Here is a 20,034-nt window from a genome sequence, read left to right as displayed (position 1 = left end):
GTTATTTCGAGACGGCAGCGACGCCTGCGCTTTGCAGCACGGGCTTGCCCTCGGTCTGCAGGGGCACCGGCGCACCGGCATAGACGCCGTCGCCCAGACGATAGCCGACCTCGCCATGTTCGCTGGTGTCCAGACCGTCGAACTCGGTTTCGGCATCGACGCGCAGGCCGACCAGCGCGCCCGTGACTTTCAGCGCGATATAGGTGGTCACCAGCGACACAAGGATGCTGAAGCCCATGATCGCCAGTTGCGGCACCATCTGGCCCATCATCGTGCGACCTTCGGGAAAGCCCGTGCCCCCCAGCGACGGCGCGGCAAAGATCACCGTCAGCACGCCGCCGACAACCGCACCGACGCCATGCACGCCGAACACGTCGAAGCTGTCGTCATAGCCGAAGCGGCGCTTGACCACCTCGACGGAAAAGACGCAGACCGGGGCGGTCAGGAAACCGACCGCCACCGCGCCCGCCGGACCGACAAAGCCACAGGCCGGGGTGATGGCGACAAGACCCGCGATCGCGCCCGAGACCAGACCGAAGGTGCTGGCCTTCTTGCGGTGGATCATCTCGGTCACCATCCAGCCAAGCGCCCCTGCGGCACCGCCCAGCATGGTGTTCAGCATGATCATCGAAGCGAAACCGTTCGCCGCGAGCGCACAGCCGCCGCAAAACGCCAGCCAGCCCACCCACAGCATCGCGCCGCCAGTATAGGTCATCGTCATGTTGTGGGGCGCCATCATCGTCTGGCCATAGCCCTTGCGCGGACCCACGACCAAGGCGCAGACCAGCGCGGCCATGCCTGCGTTCAGGTGAACGACGTTGCCGCCCGCAAAGTCCAGCACGCCGACATTGAACACCCAGCCGCCGCCCCAGGCCATATGCGCCATGGGCACATAGTTGATCATCAGCCAGATCGCCATGAAGACCAGCACGGCGCGGAACTTCATCCGCTCGGCAAAGGCACCCACGATGATCGGCGGCGTGATGGCCGCGAACATCATCATGAACAGGATATACAGATATTCCGGGATCGTGCCCACCATGCTGTCCTGCGACACGCCCGCAAGGAAGAACTTGGCCGTGCCACCGATCACCGCATTCAGCGAGGTGTCGCCGTCAAAGACCAGCGAATAGCCGAAAAAGATCCACAGCACGCAGATCAGCGAGATCGAGGCGAAAATCTGTGTCAGCACGGACAGCGCGTTCTTGCTGCGCGTCATGCCGGCATAGAACAGCCCCAGCCCCGGCAGCATCATCAACATGACGATCAGCGCGCAGGTGGCAACAAAGGCGGTGTCACCGGCACTCAGCACCGGCGCGGCGTCCTGTGCATGGGCAAGAATCGGGAAGGTGGCCAGAAGCGTGGCCGGAAGGCAGGCTTTCCTTAGGTTCATTGCAGATACCCATCATGGCAAAATGATGGGCTGATGATGGAACACTGCGCCGGGAAAGAAAGTTTCTTCTTGCGCAAGAAGCGCAATCGCCGCGGATTCCGCGAAACTGCCGCCTGCGGCATCAGTTTGCTTACAATCGCGACAGCGACGGAACAGAACCAGCGCCCATGCCACCAACTCGGGCAGCACAAGGCGCGATTCTGCCTGCCGCGCCAGACCGTTACCGCCCTAGCCGTGAAACCGCGCGCGATAGGCCGATGGCGTGTCGCCCCGCGCGATGCGGAACCGGCGCGAGAAATGCGCCGGATCGTCGAAGCCCAGCCGATAGGCCACCTCGGCCACGGGCAGTTGCGTAAAGGCCAGCAGACGGCAGGCCTCGGTCATCGCCAGCGCCTCGGCATAGGCCGATGCCGATTGCCCGGCCGCCTGCCCGCACAGCCGGTTCAGATGTCCGGGGGTGATCGACATGGCCCCGGCATAATCGCCGGGCCGCCAGCGGTCGGCCATATGGCGCAGCACCAGCGCGTGAAATTCCGACATGCGCCGCGATGCGCCATCGGTGCTGTCGGCATCGCTGGCGCGGTCAATCTCGCAGATGGTGGTCAGAATGGCATGCGACAGCGCCACCAGCATCTGCGCGCGGTAACTGCCCGGAGCGGCAAAGACCTGCGCCAGCATCCGGCCAAGGCCGGTCAGATGCGCATTGGCCGCAGCCTTGATCGGGCGCGACAGCCGCCGGTCCAGATCCGCGCCGCTGGCGCGCAGCCCGGCAGGCACATTGCGCGGAAAGGACAGCACCATCCCCTCGGCACCCTGCCGGAAGCGAAAGCCATGCACCACCGGCACAGGGATATAGACGAACTGACCATCGCGCAGACCGCGCAGCCTGCCGTCCAGACTGACCTCGGCCTCGCCCTGTTCCATCAGCAGGATCTGCGCCAGATCGCGATGCCGATGCGGCGCGATCACCCAGTCATGCAGCCGCGCCCGGTCCCTGATGCGTTCGCAATGCACCACGTCCGGAAAGTCCGAGGTTTCCCCGAACAGGTCGAAAACCGGAATGTTGCCAGATGCCACCATGCACGATTGATACAAGTCTTTGCCGCGCGCGTCCATTCCTTGCACCGCGCGGCGGCGCTATGCCTCTTTGGATCACAGGAGGAGGCAAAGCCATGGATACACAGGTCGTCATCATCGGAGGCGGGCCGTCCGGGCTGCTGTTGTCGCAGCTTCTGAACCGCGCGGGCGTTGCGACCGTCGTGCTTGAAAGATCCTCGCGCGATCATGTGCTGTCGCGCATCCGGGCGGGCATTCTGGAATGGGGCACGGTGCAGATGCTGCGCGAGGCGGGCGTGGCCGCGCGCATGGACCGCGAAGGGCTGCCCCATGACGGCTGCTATCTGACCGATGCCGATCTGATGGTGCATATCGACTTTCGCGCGCTGACCGGCAAACAGGTCATGGTCTATGGCCAGACCGAGGTGACGCATGACCTTTACGATGCGCAGGACGCCATGGGCACGCGCATCGTCCACGGCGTGCAGGATGTCACCATCCACGATCTGGACCAGCCGCAGGCCGCGGTGGAATACACGCTGAACGGCCAGCGCCACCGCCTGACCTGCGCCTATGTCGCGGGCTGCGACGGCTTTCACGGCGTCAGCCGCCAGACCATCCCCGAGCAAAAGCGCCGCGAGTTTGAACGTGTCTATCCCTTCGGCTGGCTGGGTATCCTGTCGCGCACGCCCCCGGTGCATGACGAACTGATCTATGCCAATTCGCCGCATGGCTTTGCTCTGGCCTCGATGCGCAACCAGTCGCTGGTGCGATATTATGTGCAGGTGCCGCTGACCGACCGGCCCGAGGACTGGCCCGACGACCGCTTCTGGGCCGAGTTCCGCCGCCGCATCCCCTCGGAAGCGGCCGACCGCCTTGTCACCGGCCCCTCGATCGAGAAATCCATCGCGCCGCTGCGCAGCTTCGTCAGCGAACCGCTGCGCTGGGGACGGCTGTTTCTTGTGGGGGACGCCGCGCATATCGTGCCGCCGACCGGCGCCAAGGGGCTGAACCTTGCGGTTTCGGACGTGTATTACCTGCATGATGCGCTGACGCAGGCGCTGCTGAAAAACAGCGACGGCGGCATCGACGCCTATTCCGAACGCGCGCTGCAACGTATCTGGAAAGCCATGCGTTTTTCGTGGCAGATGACCACCATGCTGCACCGCTTCGAGGGCGAGGACAGCTTTGCCGAACAGATGCGCCGCGCCAGCCTTGCGCATCTGGCAAGCTCGGAAACCGCGCGCCGCGATCTGGCCGAGAACTATGTCGGCCTGCCCTTTTAGATAGTGACCCTTTTAGTCTGGATTGACAAAACCAGGCGGCGGGCTATTGATTCACCCGCCGCAGCTTGCGGCTGTCTTGCCGCGATGCCCTTCCGTCCGCGTTCCCAGTCGCGCCGGATTCGCACCACGACATCAACTGGGGCGTGCCATGCTTGCACCATTCCTGATCATGCTGCGCGAAGGGCTGGAGGCCGCCCTGATCGTCGGCATCATCGCCAGCTATCTGCGCCAGACCGGGCGGCGTGAATGGCTGCCCGCCATCTGGGTCGGCGTGTTTCTAGCCATTGCGCTTGCGCTGTTCACCGGCGCGGCGCTGCAACTTGCCAGCGCGCAATTCCCGCAAAAAGCGCAGGAACTGTTCGAGGCGATCATCGCCCTGATCGCCGTTGCCGTGCTGGTCGGCATGGTCTTCTGGATGCGCCGGGCGGCACGGTCGATCCGGGGGGAATTGCAGGCCTCGGTCGATGCGGCGCTGGACCGCCGCGCTGCGACATGGGGGCTGATCGGCATGGTGTTTTTGGCCGTCGCGCGCGAGGGGCTGGAATCGGTGTTCTTTCTGCTGGCGATCTTTCAGCAAAGCCGCGACGGCGCGGCCCCCTTCGGCGCAGCGCTTGGGCTGCTGGTCGCCATCGGCGCGGGCTGGGGCATCTATGCGGGCGCGCTGCGGCTGGATCTGCGGCGGTTCTTCCGCTGGACCGGCATCTTCATCCTGTTCGTCGCAGCCGGGCTTTTTGCCAGCGCCGTCAAGGCCCTGCACGAAGCCGGGCTGTGGAACGCGCTGCAAGGCCCGGTCTATGATCTTGGCACGGTCCTGCCCGAATCCAGCCCCTTGGGCACGGTTCTGGCCGGGCTTCTGGGCTATCGCGAGGCCCCCAGTCTGGGCGAGTGTCTGGCATGGGCGGGCTTTCTTGTCGTCATGCTGCCGCTGTTTCTGCGCCCCGCCGCGCCACCACCCGCACGCCTGAAACCCATGGAGCAGAAATGAGCCTGCGCGCCATTCACTTCGGCATTGCCGGTGCCGTCGCGCTGAGCGTCGCGGGCGGTGCCGCCTTCTGGTATGCCTCGCAGCAACAGACCCGGACCGCCGCCGACCGGCTGGTCACGGTCGATGCCGCCACCTGCCAGCCCAATGCCATCACCGTTCCGGGCGGGCAGCGCAGCTTTGAAATCGTCAATGCCTCGGACCGGCCCATCGAATGGGAAATCCTGAATGGCGTGATGGTCGTGGCCGAACGTGAAAACATCGCGCCGGGCTTTCGCGCCAATCTGCAGGTCGCGCTGGCGCCGGGCGAATACGCCATGACCTGCGGGCTGTTGTCGAACCCGCGCGGCACGCTGACCGTCACCGCCTCGGACGAGGCTGCGGCGGCGGCATCCGAGGTCACGCTGCGCAAGTTCCTTGGGCCGCTGTCGGAATATCGCGTCTATCTGGTGATGCAGGGCAATGCCGCCGTCACATCCGCCGAAACGCTGCGCGATGCCATCGCCAAGGGCGATCTGGACGCCGCGCGCGCGGCATGGCGGCAGGCCCGCCTGCCCTATCGCCGGATCGAGCCGCTGGCCTATCGCATCTCGGACCTGAAAAACGCCATCGACCCGAATGCGGCCTATCTGCAGGGGCGCGAAAACGACCCCGGTTTTACCGGCTATCACCGTATCGAATACGGGCTGTTCGCGCAAAACAGCACCGACGGCCTGCAACCCGTGGCGGACAAGCTGGTGGCGGATCTGCGCGATCTGGCGGCGCGGCTGAAGGCCATGCCGCTGGACCCGGCGCTGTTGACCGCGCTGCCCGGCGACATGGCGGGACAACTGGCGCAGGCGCAGGTGCCGCAGGGCGAAAGTCCCTATGCCGGCAATGAATTGCAGGATTTTCAGGCCAGTCTGGAAGGCATCGCCAAGCTGGCCGACCTGCTGCGGCAGGTGGCCGCCAGCGTCGACCCAAGGCTGGACCGCGATCTGGCGCGCGATCTGCAGACGGCGCAGGACGGCGTCCGCGCGCTTCAGGCGCAGCATGCGAGCTATCACGATGTCCCGCCGCAGGCGCGCCAGACGCTGGCCGCCGATCTGACGCGGCTTTCCGACAGTTTCGGCAGGCTGCAACCCGTCATCGGGATCAACTGAGATGACCGGGCCGAACCGCCGCGATCTGCTGCTGGGTCTGGGGGCCCTCGGTGCCGCCACCGTCGCGCGGGGCGAAGTGGCCGCGCCTGTCGCCGCCCCTGCCCCCGCAGATCCGCCCGCAGATCCGCCCGCCGTGCAGGACGCGCCGCGCGTTCAGGCCGATCAGGCGGCCCGGCGCGTGCCGTTCCATGGCCGCCATCAGGCGGGCATCGTCACGCCCCGCCCGGCGGCGGGCATCGTCGCGGCCTTCGATGTGGTGGCAGGCTCGGTCGATGATCTGGAACGCATGCTGCGGCTTTTGACCGAACGCGCGGCCTTTCTGACGCAAGGCGGCGTCGTGCCCCCGCGCGATCCCAACCTGCCGCCCGCCGATTCCGGCCTGCTGGGTCCGGTCATCGCCCCCGACAATCTGACGATCACGCTGGGCCTTGGCGCGTCCTTCTTTGACCGCGACGGCTTTGACGCGCTGCGCCCCGCCCGGCTGGACCGCATGGCGCAATTTCCCAATGACGCGCTGGATGCGGATCTGTGCCATGGCGACATCTCACTGCAATTCTGCGCCAATCTGCAGGACACCAATATCCACGCCCTACGCGATGTGGTGAAGAACCTGTCCGAGTTTCTGGTGCTGCGCTGGATGGTCGAAGGCACCGTGCCGCCGGTGCCGCCCGCGCCCGATGGCTCGACCCCCAGCGCGCGGAATTTTCTGGGCTTCCGCGACGGCTCGGCCAATCCCGACAGCAATGACGCCTTGGCGATGGACCGCATCGTCTGGGCGGGCGAAGGCGAACCGGCATGGGCGCAGGGCGGCAGCTATCAGGCCGTGCGCATCATCCGCAATTTCGTCGAACGCTGGGACCGCACGCCCTTGGGCGAACAGGAACGCATCATGGGCCGCGTCAAGCACAGCGGCGCGCCCTTGGACCAACCGCAGGCCAGCGAACACCAGCCCCCCGATTATGCCGCCGACGCGGCGGGCCTTGCCACGCCGATGGACGCGCATATCCGGCTGGCCAATCCCCGCGATATTGCCAGCGACCAGAACCTGATCCTGCGCCGCCCCTTCAACTATTCGCGCGGCGCGGTGAAGAACGGCCAGCTGGATCAGGGGCTGTTGTTCATCTGCTATCAGCGCGACCTGCATCAGGGCTTCATCGCCGTGCAGAACCGCCTGAACGGCGAGCCGCTCGAGGAATATATCAAACCCGTGGGCGGCGGCTATTTCTTCGTCCCGCCCGGCGTGGCCGGGGACGAAAACGGGCAGCAGGGCGGGGACTATCTTGCCCGCGGACTGATCGACGCAGCCAGACGGGCCTGACGCCCGCCCAGCCGAAACCTGAACCGAACCGATGGAGCGTGAACATGGTCGGACATTACATGAAGACGACGGCACTGGCCCTGGCGCTTGGCGGCTGGGCAGGCATCGCGGGGGCCGCCGATCCCTCGCTGGATCTGGTCGGGCCGCTGTCCGACTACAAGATCTATGTGGCGGAAAACACCGCCAAGCTGGTCGAGGACACAACCGCCTTTACCGATGCCGTGAAGGCGGGCGATCTGGACAAGGCCAAGACGCTGTTTGCACCCACCCGCACCAGCTATGAAAAGATCGAACCCATCGCCGAGCTGTTTTCCGATCTGGACGTGTCGATCGACGCCCGCGCCGACGACTTTGAACAGGCCGAGCAGGATCCGAAATTCACCGGCTTCCACCGCATTGAATACGGGCTGTTCAGCCAGAATTCGACCGAGGGTCTGGGGCAATATGCCGACCAGCTTCTGGCCGACGTGAAGACGCTGAACGACCGCATCACCGCGTTGACCTTCCCGCCGGAAGTCGTGGTCGGCGGCGCCGCCGTGCTGATGGAAGAGGTCGCCGCCACCAAGATCTCGGGCGAGGAAGACCGCTACAGCCGCACCGACCTGTGGGATTTCGACGCCAATTTCGAAGGCGCGGAAAAGATCTATACCCTGCTGCGCCCGCTGGTCGAAACCGATGCCGCATTCGTCGGCAAGGTCGATGGCAATTTCGCCGCCGTGCACGAGGTTCTGGCCAAATACCAGACGCCCGAAGGCGGCTATGTCTTGTATGAAAAGCTGACCGATGCCGACCGCAACGCGCTTTCGGCCAAGGTCAACACGCTGGCCGAGGATCTGGCGACCCTGCGCGGCAAGCTGGGGCTGAGCTGACCGCATCGGCCCCTGCGCCCGCCGCGCTGGGGCCGTTCATCCGGCGCGGTTCAGAAGAACGCCTGCAACCCGGTGATCGCCCGGCCAAGGATCAGCGCATGAACGTCATGCGTGCCCTCATAGGTGTTCACCGTCTCAAGGTTCGCGGCGTGGCGCATGATCTGGTAATCTTCCTGAATACCGTTGCCGCCATGCATGTCGCGGGCCACCCGCGCGATGTCCAGCGCCTTGCCGCAATTGTTGCGCTTGATGACTGAGATCATCTCGGGGGCGGCCTGCGCCTCATCCATCAACCGCCCGACGCGCAGGCTGGCCTGCAGGCCAAGGCCGATCTCGGTCAGCATATTGGCCAGTTTCAGCTGGTAAAGCTGGGTATTGGCCAAGGGCCTGCCGAATTGCTGCCGGTCGAGGCCGTATTGCCGCGCGGCATGCATGCAGAATTCCGCCGCCCCCAGAACGCCCCAGCTGATGCCATAACGCGCGCGGTTCAGACAGCCGAACGGACCTTTCAGCCCCTCGACATTCGGCAACAGCGCGTCCTCGCCGACCTCGACGGCGTTCATGACGATTTCCCCGGTGATCGAGGCGCGCAGGCTCAGCTTGCCGCCGATCTTGGGCGCGGTCAGGCCCGCCATGCCCTTGTCCAGCACGAAGCCGCGGATCTTGCCGCCATGCGCCTCGGACTTGGCCCAGACCACGAAGACATCCGCGATCGGCGCGTTCGAGATCCACATCTTCGACCCCGACAGCACATAGCCGCCCGCTACCTTCTTCGCCACGGTCTTCATGCCCGCCGGGTCCGAGCCCGCATCCGGCTCGGTCAGGCCAAAGCAGCCGATCCATTCCCCCGAGGCAAGTTTCGGCAGATATTTCTGCCGCTGTTCTTCGGATCCATAGGCAAAGATCGGATACATCACCAAAGAGGATTGCACCGACATCATGCTGCGATAGCCGCTGTCCACGCGCTCGACCTCGCGGGCGACAAGGCCGTAAGCGACATAAGAGGCGCCGATGCCGCCATATTCCTCGGGGATGGTGACGCCCAGCAGGCCCATCTGCCCCATTTCGCGAAAGATTTCGGGGTCGGTCACCTCATCGCGATAGGCGGCGGTGACGCGGGGTTGCAGCTTGTCTTGCGCATAGGCGCGGGCGGCGTCGCGCAACATGCGCTCTTCCTCGGTCAACTGGTCGTCCAGCCGGAACGGGTCTTGCCAGTCGAAGCGGCCAAGATCGGGGGCGTCTTTCGGTTTCAAAGCCATACTGGCATCTCCTGTCAGGAATTGGAAAAGGACCATGCGCCGCCGCCAAGGGCGGGGGCGGCGCGGTCGGTGGTCAGGTCGCTGCGCGAAAACACCAGCGGCGCGCGCAGCCCTTCGATGCCTTCGGGCGCGATGCGCAGGCCCCGCGCGGCGATCTGCGGATCGGCAAGGGCTTCGGCGACGCCATTGATCGGCCCGGCAGGCACGCCCGCACGATCCAGCGCCGCGATCAGACCGGCGCGGCTTTGCGCGACCGTGCGCCCCGCGATCAGACCGACCAGCGCCGAGCGATTGGCCACGCGCGCGGGGTTGGTGGCATAATCGGGATTGTCGGCCAGCCCCTCCAGCCCCAGCACGCGACACAGGCTGGCGAATTGCCGGTCATTGCCACAGGCGACGATCAGATGGCCGTCTTGCGCCGGAAACACCTGATAGGGCACGATATTGGGATGAGCATTGCCCAACCGCGTCGGCGCGACACCGCCCAAAAGCAGGTTCGCCGCCTGATTGGCCAGCACCGCGACGCCCACATCCAGCAGCGACAGATCGACCCGCTGCCCCCGCCCCGAGCGTTCGCGCTCGGCCAAGGCGGCCTGCACGCCGATCACGCCATAAAGCCCGGTGAAGATGTCGATCCACGCCACGCCGACCTTCTGCGGCTCGCCCTGCGGATCGCCGGTCAGGTCCATGATGCCGCACATGCCCTGGATCATGAAATCGTAACCTGGCTGCGCGGCGCGCGGGCCGTCCTGACCGAAGCCGGTGACCGAGGCATAGATCAGCCGCGGATGCTTCGCCGCAAGGCTGTCGTAATCCAGCCCGTATTTCACCAGCCCGCCCAGCTTGAAATTCTCGATCACCACATCGGCATCGGCGATCAGCGCCTTCAGCCGCGCCAGATCCGCCGCATCCGAAAAATCGCAGGTCACCGAACTTTTGCCGCGATTGGCCGCGTGGAAATAGGCGGCGACGGTTTCCATGCTGCCATCGGCGCGCGGGCGCTGGATGAAGGGCGGGCCCCAGCGGCGGGTGTCGTCGCCTTCGGGGGCTTCGACCTTGATGACCTCGGCCCCCAGATCGGCAAGGGTCTGGCCGATCCATGGCCCGGCCAGAATCCGCGCCAGTTCCACGACCTTCAGCCCCTGCAACGGTGATTGCGTCATCCCCTGCCCCCTTTGCGTTCCGGCGATCATTCCTGTGCTTTCGGGCGGGGGCAAGCGCCAAGCGCCGCCGCGATCAATCCCAGCGGATGCCGCGCCTTGGCGGGCGACAGCCGTTCCACCTGACAGCGGCAGGAAAAGCCAGTGGCCCCCAGCTGCATGTCATCTGTCACATGCTTGCGCCACGACATCTCGAAGAGCTTGCGCGAAACGGTCTGATGCCGCGCCTGATGGCCGTAAAGCCCGGCCATGCCGCAGCAGCCGATGGCCGGCGTCTCGACCGGAATCGCCAGCGCGGCAAAGACCCGCGCCCATTCCTGCGCGGCGGCGGGGCGGGCGCTGGCCTCGGTGCAATGCATCATCAGCCGCACGGGGCTGGCATCGCGCAGGGCCAAGGTCCGGGCGGGCAGCTTCTGGGCGGCCAGAAACTCTTGCGGCATCATGACTGCCGCCGGGCTGAACCCCGCCTTGGGGTAATCCTGCCGCAACTGCATGACGAAGGCCGGGTCCATGCCGATCAGCGGCGCGCCGGTCGCGGCGGCAGCGTCCAGCAGCGCGACCAGCCTTGCGGCCATGGCCTGAAACCCGGCGCGGTGGCCCATGGCCTGCGCGGCCTTGCCCGCCGGGCGCATCTGCAGCACGCGCGGTTGGTATCCCAGCGCCTGAAACCCCGCGATCATGTCGCGGTGCAGGCCGCCATCGAACAGCGCTGAAAACCAGTCCTGCACCAGAATGACGCTGCGATCCGGCAACGGCGGCGCGCCCGGCGCCAGATCGGCGGCGCGCAGCCGCAAGCGGCGCGGCAGGCGGCGGGCCAGCCGGTCGGGCATGTCCACCGCGCCGATCAGCCGCCCGGCCAGACGTGCCGCGATGGGCCAAAGTGGCGCCGCAACCGGCTGCATCGCCACGGCCCATGCGCTGTGGCGTTCGGCCAGCAGCGTCAGACGGTCGGCCAGCGGGCGGGCATGGCGGGCGAAGTAATCGGCATAGAACGCCCCGCGCATGGTCGGAATATCGACCTGCACCGGACAGCTTGAGGCGCAGGCCTTGCAGCCCAGACAGCCATCCAGCACGCCCAACAGGTCGGCCTCCAGCGCCGGGTCGCGGCTTTTGTGCCATTCGCGCAGCGCATCGGCCCGGCCCTTGGGGCTGTGGCGCAGATCCGCCGTCGCCTTGAAGGACGGACACATCGGCGTGCTGGCGGCATAGCTCAGGCATTGCGCATTGCCGTTGCAGCGAAAGGCGCGGGTCAGCGCGTCTCCTTCTGGCGCGTTGAACGGGCGGAACGGCGTTGAGGCGATGCCCATGATATCGTCGCGCGGGCTGACCAGCTTGCCGGGATTGAAGCGGCCCTGCGGATCGAAGGCGGCCTTGACGGCCTGCAGCGCGGCATAGGCCTCGGGGCCGATCCAGCCCTTCAGATAGGCGCCGCGCACGCCCTTGCCATGTTCGCCCCAGAAGATGCCGCCATGCTTGCGCGTCAGCGCGAATACCGCATCCGAGACCGAGACCAGCTTTGCACGGTCGGCATCCGCGTCGATATCCAGCGCCGGGCGGATATGCAGGCAGCCGACATCGACATGACCATAGATGCCAAAGCCCAGCCCATGCGCGGTCAGCACGGCCAGAAAATCATGCACGAAAGCCGGCAGGTTTTCCGGCGGCACCACGCAATCCTCGACAAAGGCCACCGGCCGCGCGCGACCGTCCACCTTGCCCAGCAGCCCCACCCCGGCCGAGCGGATGGCCCACAGCTCGCGGATCTCGGCCAGATCGGCGGCGGCATGGATCGCGCCCGCACCGGGCAGCGTCGCGGCGATGCGGCGCGCCTGTTCGACGCGCCCGGCCAGCAGCGCGGCATCGTCGCCGTTGAACTCGACAAAGATATAGGCGATGCGCTGGCCCGCCCCGGCCTGCAAGGCGGCGGGCAGGCGCGACAGGATCCCCGCCTGTTCGGCCAGCGCCTGCACGCGTTCATCCATCACCTCGACCGCCGTGGGCTCGGCCTCCAGCAAGGGGGTGGCTGCGGCCAGCGCATGGGCGAAGCTGTCGATCCCCGCGACCAGCAGCCGCTTTTCGGCAGGCGTGCGGCGCAGCTTGACGCGAATGCGGCTGATCAGGCCCAGCGTGCCCTCGGCCCCCAGAAACAGCCGCCACCATTCAAAGCCGCCCGCCTCGGGGCAGGCGCGTTCCAGATCATAGCCCGTAAAGCGCCGGTTCAGCCGGGGCGTGTTGGCGATGAAGGCCGCCCGCCCCGCCCGCACGGCCGCCTCGGCCCGCGCCAGCATCGGCGCGGCCCAGCCGGGCGTCGGCGCAAGGCTTGACAAAAGGCCCTGCGGCAGCGCGATTTCCAGCCCCAGCACGTTGTCGCTGGTCTTGCCATAGATCCGCGACCCCTTCCCCGAGGCATCCGTCGACACCATCCCCCCGATCGTGCAGCGCGTGGAGGTCGAGGTTTCCGGCGCAAAGAACCAGCCCAGCGGGCGCAACTGGTCGTTCAGATCGTCCAGCACCATGCCCGGCTCGACCTCGGCCCAGCCCGCCTTGGCATCGACGGCCAGCAGGCGGTGCATGTGGCGGCGGGTATCGACGATGATGCCACGGTTCAGGCTTTGGCCGTTCGTGCCGGTGCCGCCGCCCCGCGCGGTCACGTGCAGATCCGCGAAACCGGGCCGGGCCAGCACCTGCGTCAGCCGCGCCAGATCCGCCGCATCCATCGGCGCCACGATCAGATCGGGCGTGATCTGATAGACCGAGTTATCCGTCGACTTGGCAGCCCGCAGCGCGCGGTCGGTGTCGATCTCGCCCAGAAAGCCCGCGGCGCGCAGATCCTGCGCAAAGCCGGTCAGAGGGTGGATCGCGGAATGGCTGGTCATCATGGCCTCGCTGCTGCTGCGGCCCTTGAACCACGAAAGCGCGGTTCTGGAAAATGGAATGATCTGAACGCAGGTTCGGAAAATCCGAACAAGCTATTGCGGCATGATCAGGTGCAGGCTGGGGAAATAGGTCTGATAACGCCCCTTGTCGCGCGTCAGCAGATGATAGCCCGCCACCGCCGCATGGGCGCCGATATAGAAATCCGGCAAAGGCGAGCGCCGTTCGCCGCCGCGCCTGCGATAGGCCAGATAGGCCTTGCCCGCCAGAAAGCCTGCCGCCCAAGGCAAGGGTTCGCGCTGGAACAGATCCTCGGGCAAAAGGTCGTCCAGCGTCTCGATCCGGGCATGGGCCACGGAGAGTTCGGCATAGATGATCGGGTTGATGACCAGCCGCGCGCTTTTCCCGGCCCGATGCAGCGCGGCCGCCGACAAGCCCGCCCAGACCGGATCGTTGGTGGCGATGTCCAGCAGGATATTGGAATCGACAAGGACGGCGGTCATTCCCGCGTCAGCGCCATGATGTCTTCGGTGCTCAGCGCGCGGTCGGCGCTGCCGCGCAGCCGCTGGATCGCCTGCCCCAGACGGGCGGCATCACGGTCGCGCCCCGCCGCGACCACGCGGACGACGCCATCGTCGCCCATGATGAACTCGACCTCGGTTCCGGGATGAAAGCCCGCCAGGTTGCGGATCTCCTGCGGGATGGTGACCTGACCCTTGATGGTGATACGCATGGCTGGCTCCTTGGTATTACTCAGATGTAATACCGTCCGGTTGGGTGTCAAGATGGCGATACGTGGCCGCAGCGAGAGGGTTTTGCGCCGCGTGGGGATGCGCATCGCCATGCTCGGCCCACGATTGCCGTGCCAGCCGAGCGCCGATCTTCAGACCGCGGGAAAGGCCGAAGCGGATCTGGTCAGCAGCCTCGCCCACCCAAACCCTGCATCATTACGCCTCAAGAACAGGCAAACCGGCCCATCCCCCGGCCATCCGCCGCCTGATATATATTTATAATGACGGCCGCGCCGGAACCCCCAAGCGCGGGCAGAGGTTGGCAATCACGTCCCACGAACGGGACAGGATCACACGACTTCACACGACAATTCAGGGGTGGCGGATGCGTATCATGCACATCGCGCTCGGCGGTTGCCTCAAGGCACCGCCGATCCAATATGGCGTGACCGAGGATACCGGCGGTCACATCGCCTATGTCCTTGGTGCCGCTGCCGCGCAATGCGCCCGACCCGGCACCACGGTCGATATCGTGACCCGCGCCTTTGACGGCATGCACCCGTCCCATGCCCGCCCGGTCGAGCCGCTGTCCCAGAACTGCCGTATCCTTCGGCTGGTGACGAAAAACCGCGCCTATCTGTCCAAAGAAACGCTCGAGGCCGAGCTTCCGGCCTTGCAGCGCGCGTTTGTGCAACTTCTTGACGGGATGCCCCATCGCCCCGACGTGATCCACGCGCATTTTGCAGATGCCGCCCTGCTGGCCATGGCCGCGCAGCAAAAATTCGGAATTTCATGGCTTTATACACCACATTCTTTGGGCAGGATGAAGGCGCTGGATGCGCAGTCCCCCCGGATCCGGGCCGAGGCCGCAGCGATCCGCACCGCCTCGGCGATCATCGTGTCATCCCGCGATGAGGCCGAGCGGCAGATCATGGCTTACGGCGATGCCGGGGCCGGGCGGGTCCACCGGGTCAATCCGGGCGTGACCATGGCAGACGATCCCGGCCCGGACCCCGCGAAACGGTTGATTGCGCCGTTCCTGCGCCAACCGGACAAGCCGATCCTGCTGACGGTGGCGCGGGCCGTGCCCAAAAAGAACCTGATCCGGCTGGTTCAGGCCTATGCGGGCGCGCAAATGCTGCAGGACCGTGCCAATCTGGTCATCCTGCCCGGCCTGCGCGACGGCATGCTGGGCGCGGATGCCGGGCAGCCCGGCGTCGTGGCGCAGCTGTTCGACGCCATCGACCGCGCCGATCTGTGGGGGCGCGTCGCCGTGCCGCGCCGCCATGATGCGACCGAACTGCGCTCGCTTTACGCCTTGGCCGCGCAGGGCGGTGTCTTCATCAACCCGGCGCTGCACGAACCCTTTGGCCTGACCCTGATCGAGGCGGCGCAGGCCGGCGTTCCGCTGGTGGCCACGCGCAATGGCGGACCGGTGGATATTCTGGAGACGCTGGGCGCGGGCGCGCTGGTCGACCCGGATGACCCTTCGGCCATCGCCGATGCCTGCATGGCGATGCTGGATCAGCCGCCTGCCCTGACGGCGCAGGCACAAAGGCGGGCGACAGGCCAGTTCGACTGGCAGCAATGGGCGGCGCAGGTCGCGCGCATCATCGACACGCTGCATGGCCGCGCCGCCGGTCCGATGCGTGCAAGCGCGATACTTGCCAGCGATATCGACGCCACGCTGACCGGCTGCAAGCAAGCGGCGGCGCGGTTTTGCGACTGGCACCGCAAGCGCCCGCCGGGGCTGCTGTTTGCCGTGGCGACCGGCCGCTCGGTCCCCGAGGCGCGGCGTGTGCTGGACGAATGGCACCTGCCGCTGCCCGATCTGTTCATCACCTCGGTCGGGACCGAGATCTGGCGCCATGACGCGCCGGGACGGCTGGCGCTGTGCCGCGATTATGCGGCGGTGCTGGATCGAGACTGGGACCGCGCCGGCATCCTTGCGGCGCTGCAGGACCAGCCGGTCCGCTGGCAGGCCGATTACGAACAGCGGCGCTGGAAACTGAGCCTGCTGGGAACCGCCGCCGAGGCCATCCGGCTGCGCGACCGCCTGATGGTTCGGGGATTGCAGGCGCGGGTCATCGCCTCGCATGGGCGGTTCATCGACATCCTGCCCCCGAATGGCGGCAAAGGCGCCGCCCTGCGGTTCGAGGTGCGGCGGCGCGGCTTGCGCCTCTCCGATTGCATTGCGGCAGGCGACAGCGGCAATGATGCCGACATGCTGCTGGCCGCCGGTCGCGCCATCATCCCGGCCAATGCCTGTTCCGAGCTGGCCGATCTAGCGGGACGCCATATCCTGCGCAGCCGCCTGTCTTATGCCGATGCCGTGCTTGACGGCCTTGAATGCCACCTGATCGACCGGGCCCGGCTGGCCCATGCGTGACCTGCCGCAATCGCCCCGCCCCTTCGGTTATTTCGTGCATCATCAGGGTCGCGGCCATGCCGAGCGCTGTGCGGCCCTAGTCAAGGCGCTGCCCGCATATCGCCCCGTCACGGTCTTCTGCGCCCGCCCCGATATCCTGCCGCCTTTGCCGGGCAATGCCCGCGTGATCGCCATCCCCTCGCTGTTTCAGCGCCGCGGCGATGAGACTGATATGGACGACATGCCCGCGCCCGCGACGCTGCATTGTGCGCCCTTGGGCTGGCCCGGCATCCGCGAGACGATGGGCACGATCGCCGGATGGTTCGCCACAGCGGATCCGGCGCTGATGATCTGCGATGTCTCGGCCGAGATCGCGCAGCTTGCGCGCATCTGTTCGGTCCCGCATGTCAAGGTGCTGCAACACGGGGATCGCGTCGATGCGGGCCACCGGGCGGCCTATGACGGCGCGGTCGGGTTGCTGGCGCCGTTTTCCGCCGCCTTGGCGCAGCCGGACTGGACGCCGCAGATGCGGGCGAAAACGCATTTCGCCGCGGGTCTGGGCCTGACCGCGGCGCTGCCCGATCGCCAGCAGGCCCGGCTGCGGCTTGGCCTTGCGCCCAAGGCGCGGCTGGCGCTGGTGCTGTCTGGCGGTGGCGGCGACGGGTTTGCGCTGGCGCCGCTGGGCATTGCGGCGCGGGCGCTGCCCGACTGGACATGGCTGACCATCGGCAAGATCCAAAGCGACTGGCACGCAACCGCCGGGGCCAACCTTCAGCATCGCGGTTGGGTGGATAACCCGCTGGATTATCTGGCCGCGGTGGATCTGGTGCTGTCCTCGACTGGGAACACGACCTGTGCGCAGGTGCTGGCGGCGGGGCGGCCATGGATCGTTGTGCCGGAATGGCGCTATTTCGATGAACAGCTGGAAAAGGCCCGTGCGCTGTCGCGCGCAGGCGCGGCGCTGCATCTGCCGCATCTGCCCGCCAGCGCCCATCGCTGGGCAAAGGCGGTCCAGACCGCGCTGGCCCGCCATGATCCCTCGGCACAGGCGCGGCTGATTTCTCCCCGCCCGGCACAGGACGCAGCCGACTGGCTGGAAAGTCTGGCCCAGCGGCTGTGGCACAATGATTTCCAACACCTCGAGGTATGACATGACCCGGATTTCGGCACTGACCATCGCAAGCGGGCGCGCGGCCCATCTGGCGAACCTGATCCTTGGCCTTCAGGCGCAGACGCGCCGCCCGGATGAGCTTGTCATCGCCGTCATGCAGCAGGAAGACTATCCCGACCTGCCCCAGACCGATTTCCCGATCCGGCAGCTTCGCGTGTCCGGCGACGAGTTGTCCCTGGCGCTGGCGCGCAATGTGGCGGCGGATGCGGCCACTGGCGATATCCTGCTGTTCATCGACGTGGACTGCATCCCCGAGCCGCGCTTCGTGCAGGACTATCTGGACCGCATGCAGGGCCAGCGCGGATTGTTCATGGGCGAGGTGCTGTATCTGCCGGGCGGTGCGACGCGCGACGGTCTGGATTTCGACCGTTTCGCCAGTCTTGCGGTGCGCCATTCCGACCGCGCCGCGCCGCCCGAAACCGACCTTGCCCCCTGCCCCGATTATCGCTGCTTCTGGTCCCTGAACTTCGCCATGCACCGGCAATGCTGGCAGGACAGCCCGCGTTTCGACACAAGCTATCGCGGCTATGGCGGCGAGGATACCGATTTCGGCAAGGCGCTTCAGGAAAGCGGCGTGCCGATCTGGTGGATGAAGGGCGGACGCGTCTATCACCAGTATCACCCGCATTTCATGCCGCCCGTGCATCACCTGCATTCGGTGGTCCGCAATGCCGAGATCTTTGCGCAGAAATGGGGTCACCGCACGATGGAGCATTGGCTGTATGCTTTCCAGCTGATGGGGCTGATCCGCAATGGCGCGCAGGGCATCCAGATCCTGCGCGAACCCGCCGAGGCCGATTTCGCGCTGTGCAGCCAGCAATCGCACATGCCCTATGCCAATACGCGGCGGGTGCTGGACCGGCTTCAGGGCATCTCGGCCGAGCAGACGGGCAGCGCTCGCGATCAGGCCGTGCGGCAGGCACAAAGCGCCATGCTGCATCCGGCCGCGGGATGAGGGCCTTGCGCATCGCGGTGATCGGCCATCTGCGCCATCCCATCACGCGCCCGTTCATGGGCGGGATGGAGGCGCATACATGGCATCTGGTGCGGGGCCTGCAGGCGCGCGGGCATGAGGTGGTGCTGTTCGCCTCGGGCGACAGCGACCCCGGCCTGCCGCTGCATCCGGTCATCCCGCGCCATTACGATCTGGATTATCCATGGCACGACTTTCGCGGAACCCAGAGGCTGAATGCCCTTCTGTCGGTCTGGCACGAAGCCATGATGCGCGACATTCTGGCGGGCGGTTTCGACATCATCCACAATAACGGCCTGCACGCCCTGCCCTTGCAGACCGCCGCGTGGCAGCGCGTGGCGATGCTGACATCATTGCATGTCCCGCCCTTTCACACGCTGCGCAAGGCGGTGCAGGACTGCGTCGCGCCTTGGTCGTTGGTAACGGCCTGCACAGGGCGGCATCTGGCCGATTACTGGCCCGCCCCGCCGCCACAGGCCCATGTGCAGTCGAACGGCATCGACCTTGCCGACTGGCCGTTTCGCGCGGCGGGCAATGGTCAGGCGGTCTGGGCCGGGCGCATTACCCCCAACAAGGGTCCGCATCTGGCCATCGCCGCCGCCCGGCTGGCGGGCATCCCGCTGACGCTGTTTGGCGCGATCGAGGATGAGAGCTATTTCCGCGACCAGATCCGCCCGGTGCTGAGCGGGGGCATCCGCTATGCTGGCCACCTTGAGAGCCATGATCTGGCACAGCAGATCGGTCGGGCCTCGGTCGCGCTGTTCACGCCGCTTTGGGACGAGCCGTTCGGTCTGGCCGCCATCGAGGCCATGGCCTGCGGCCTGCCTGTCGCCGCGATCCGCAATGGCGCGGTCGACGAGGTCATCGGCGAGGCCGGGGCCTATGCCGCGCCCGACGCCCCGGATCTTGCGCGGGCTCTTGCGCAGGCCATCGCGCGGGCGGTCAAGATCCCGCGCCACATCCCCCGCGCCCGTGTCGAGCGGCTGTTTTCGCTGGACCGGATGCTGGACGGGTATCAGGCGCTTTACCATGACGCGATGGCGGGGCGGGCTGCGAACGCGGCCTGAGGCCTAGTCCCGCCCGCTTTCCAGCGAAAATGTCGGCAGGAAACTGGCCGGGGCCAGATTGGCGGCGCGGTCGAACCGATCGGCGGTCTGGGACGTGACGGTCTGGATGGCGGGACCGGCATGGGTGACCGACAGCTTGCCCTCAAGCGCGCGGACGGCCATTTCGATGCCAAGCTTGCCCTGAATGACCGGCGCATCGGCAGGCGCAGAGATGATGCGCCCGCGCCGGATGCCGCGAAACACCCCATGGCTCATATAGGTCGAAATGATGCCGGTCTTGCCACCGATGTCGGCAAGGGGCTGGTGCTGGGTTTGGCGGTCGCCTTCATCGGCCTCATGGTCGATCACCTGCTGATGCGGTGGTCGGTCGCGCGCAAGGCGGCGC

At 66.5% G+C, this 20,034-nt stretch carries 17 protein-coding genes; 9 read left to right on the top strand and 8 right to left on the bottom strand.

The window, feature by feature from the left end; genetic code table 11:
* Window position 1: 1 nt before the first annotated feature.
* Together GL284_RS07335 and GL284_RS07330 are read right to left on the bottom strand one after the other, a co-directional pair.
* Window positions 2–1,393: an ammonium transporter gene (locus tag GL284_RS07335; protein WP_155043939.1), complete on the bottom strand. Its 1,392-nt coding sequence runs from the start codon at window positions 1,391–1,393 to the stop codon at window positions 2–4.
* A gap of 228 nt (window positions 1,394–1,621) precedes the next feature.
* Window positions 1,622–2,473 carry a helix-turn-helix domain-containing protein gene (locus tag GL284_RS07330; RefSeq protein ID WP_196216718.1) on the bottom strand — a complete coding sequence of 284 codons (852 nt, stop codon included), beginning with the start codon at window positions 2,471–2,473 and terminating at the stop codon, window positions 1,622–1,624.
* Between the two features lie 92 nt (window positions 2,474–2,565).
* Here GL284_RS07330 and pobA point away from each other — a divergent pair, with 92 nt between their 5' ends.
* From pobA to efeO (GL284_RS07305), 5 genes are all read left to right on the top strand, one after another.
* On the top strand, window positions 2,566–3,735 hold the full coding sequence (gene pobA / locus GL284_RS07325; protein WP_155043937.1) for a 4-hydroxybenzoate 3-monooxygenase: 1,170 nt from the start codon (window positions 2,566–2,568) through the stop codon (window positions 3,733–3,735).
* 148 nt (window positions 3,736–3,883) lie between these two features.
* A complete protein-coding gene (efeU, locus tag GL284_RS07320) occupies window positions 3,884–4,720 on the top strand; it encodes an iron uptake transporter permease EfeU (protein WP_155043936.1) in 837 nt (278 codons plus the stop codon).
* On the top strand, window positions 4,717–5,859 hold the full coding sequence (gene efeO / locus GL284_RS07315; protein ID WP_155043935.1) for an iron uptake system protein EfeO: 1,143 nt from the start codon (window positions 4,717–4,719) through the stop codon (window positions 5,857–5,859). Before efeU ends, efeO (GL284_RS07315) begins: the two co-directional genes overlap by 4 nt.
* A gap of 1 nt (window position 5,860) precedes the next feature.
* Window positions 5,861–7,177, top strand: a complete 1,317-nt coding sequence (efeB, locus tag GL284_RS07310; protein WP_155043934.1) for an iron uptake transporter deferrochelatase/peroxidase subunit — start codon at window positions 5,861–5,863, stop codon at window positions 7,175–7,177.
* Window positions 7,178–7,221: 44 nt separating this feature from the next.
* Window positions 7,222–8,046, top strand: a complete 825-nt coding sequence (gene efeO / locus GL284_RS07305) for an iron uptake system protein EfeO (protein WP_155043933.1) — start codon at window positions 7,222–7,224, stop codon at window positions 8,044–8,046.
* A 50-nt stretch (window positions 8,047–8,096) separates the two neighbouring features.
* Here the strand turns inward: efeO (GL284_RS07305) and GL284_RS07300 are convergent, their stop codons facing one another.
* The 5 genes from GL284_RS07300 to GL284_RS07280 all read right to left on the bottom strand — a co-directional run bounded on the left by GL284_RS07300 (window position 8,097) and on the right by GL284_RS07280 (window position 14,072).
* Window positions 8,097–9,305 carry an acyl-CoA dehydrogenase gene (locus GL284_RS07300; protein ID WP_155043932.1) on the bottom strand — a complete coding sequence of 403 codons (1,209 nt, stop codon included), beginning with the start codon at window positions 9,303–9,305 and terminating at the stop codon, window positions 8,097–8,099.
* 14 nt (window positions 9,306–9,319) lie between these two features.
* A complete protein-coding gene (locus tag GL284_RS07295) occupies window positions 9,320–10,468 on the bottom strand; it encodes a CaiB/BaiF CoA transferase family protein (RefSeq protein ID WP_155043931.1) in 1,149 nt (382 codons plus the stop codon).
* 26 nt (window positions 10,469–10,494) lie between these two features.
* Window positions 10,495–13,341, bottom strand: a complete 2,847-nt coding sequence (locus GL284_RS07290; RefSeq protein ID WP_230382936.1) for an FAD-binding and (Fe-S)-binding domain-containing protein — start codon at window positions 13,339–13,341, stop codon at window positions 10,495–10,497.
* 93 nt (window positions 13,342–13,434) lie between these two features.
* Window positions 13,435–13,842: a type II toxin-antitoxin system VapC family toxin gene (locus tag GL284_RS07285; protein ID WP_155043929.1), complete on the bottom strand. Its 408-nt coding sequence runs from the start codon at window positions 13,840–13,842 to the stop codon at window positions 13,435–13,437.
* Window positions 13,839–14,072, bottom strand: coding sequence for an AbrB/MazE/SpoVT family DNA-binding domain-containing protein (locus GL284_RS07280; protein ID WP_155043928.1), 234 nt, complete (start codon window positions 14,070–14,072; stop codon window positions 13,839–13,841). The genes GL284_RS07285 and GL284_RS07280 overlap by 4 nt, the downstream gene beginning before the upstream one ends.
* A 383-nt stretch (window positions 14,073–14,455) precedes the next feature.
* Here GL284_RS07280 and GL284_RS07275 point away from each other — a divergent pair, with 383 nt between their 5' ends.
* The 4 genes from GL284_RS07275 to GL284_RS07260 are packed head-to-tail and all read left to right on the top strand — an operon-like array spanning window position 14,456 to window position 19,649.
* Window positions 14,456–16,459: an HAD family hydrolase gene (locus GL284_RS07275; protein ID WP_155043927.1), complete on the top strand. Its 2,004-nt coding sequence runs from the start codon at window positions 14,456–14,458 to the stop codon at window positions 16,457–16,459.
* Window positions 16,452–17,588, top strand: a complete 1,137-nt coding sequence (locus GL284_RS07270; protein WP_155043926.1) for a glycosyltransferase — start codon at window positions 16,452–16,454, stop codon at window positions 17,586–17,588. Before GL284_RS07275 ends, GL284_RS07270 begins: the two co-directional genes overlap by 8 nt.
* 1 nt (window position 17,589) lies before the next feature.
* On the top strand, window positions 17,590–18,564 hold the full coding sequence (locus tag GL284_RS07265; RefSeq protein WP_155043925.1) for a glycosyltransferase family 2 protein: 975 nt from the start codon (window positions 17,590–17,592) through the stop codon (window positions 18,562–18,564).
* A complete protein-coding gene (locus GL284_RS07260) occupies window positions 18,561–19,649 on the top strand; it encodes a glycosyltransferase (protein ID WP_230382937.1) in 1,089 nt (362 codons plus the stop codon). Before GL284_RS07265 ends, GL284_RS07260 begins: the two co-directional genes overlap by 4 nt.
* Before the next feature lie 3 nt (window positions 19,650–19,652).
* On the opposite strand, the gene GL284_RS07255 is transcribed toward GL284_RS07260, so the two are convergent.
* Complete coding sequence (locus GL284_RS07255; RefSeq protein WP_155043924.1) at window positions 19,653–19,997, bottom strand: hypothetical protein; 345 nt, start codon at window positions 19,995–19,997, stop codon at window positions 19,653–19,655.
* Window positions 19,998–20,034 lie beyond the last annotated feature (37 nt).

This window comes from Paracoccus shanxieyensis, assembly GCF_009711265.1.
Lineage (GTDB): Bacteria > Pseudomonadota > Alphaproteobacteria > Rhodobacterales > Rhodobacteraceae > Paracoccus > Paracoccus shanxieyensis.
This window is presented reverse-complemented; position numbering and strand designations above follow the sequence as displayed.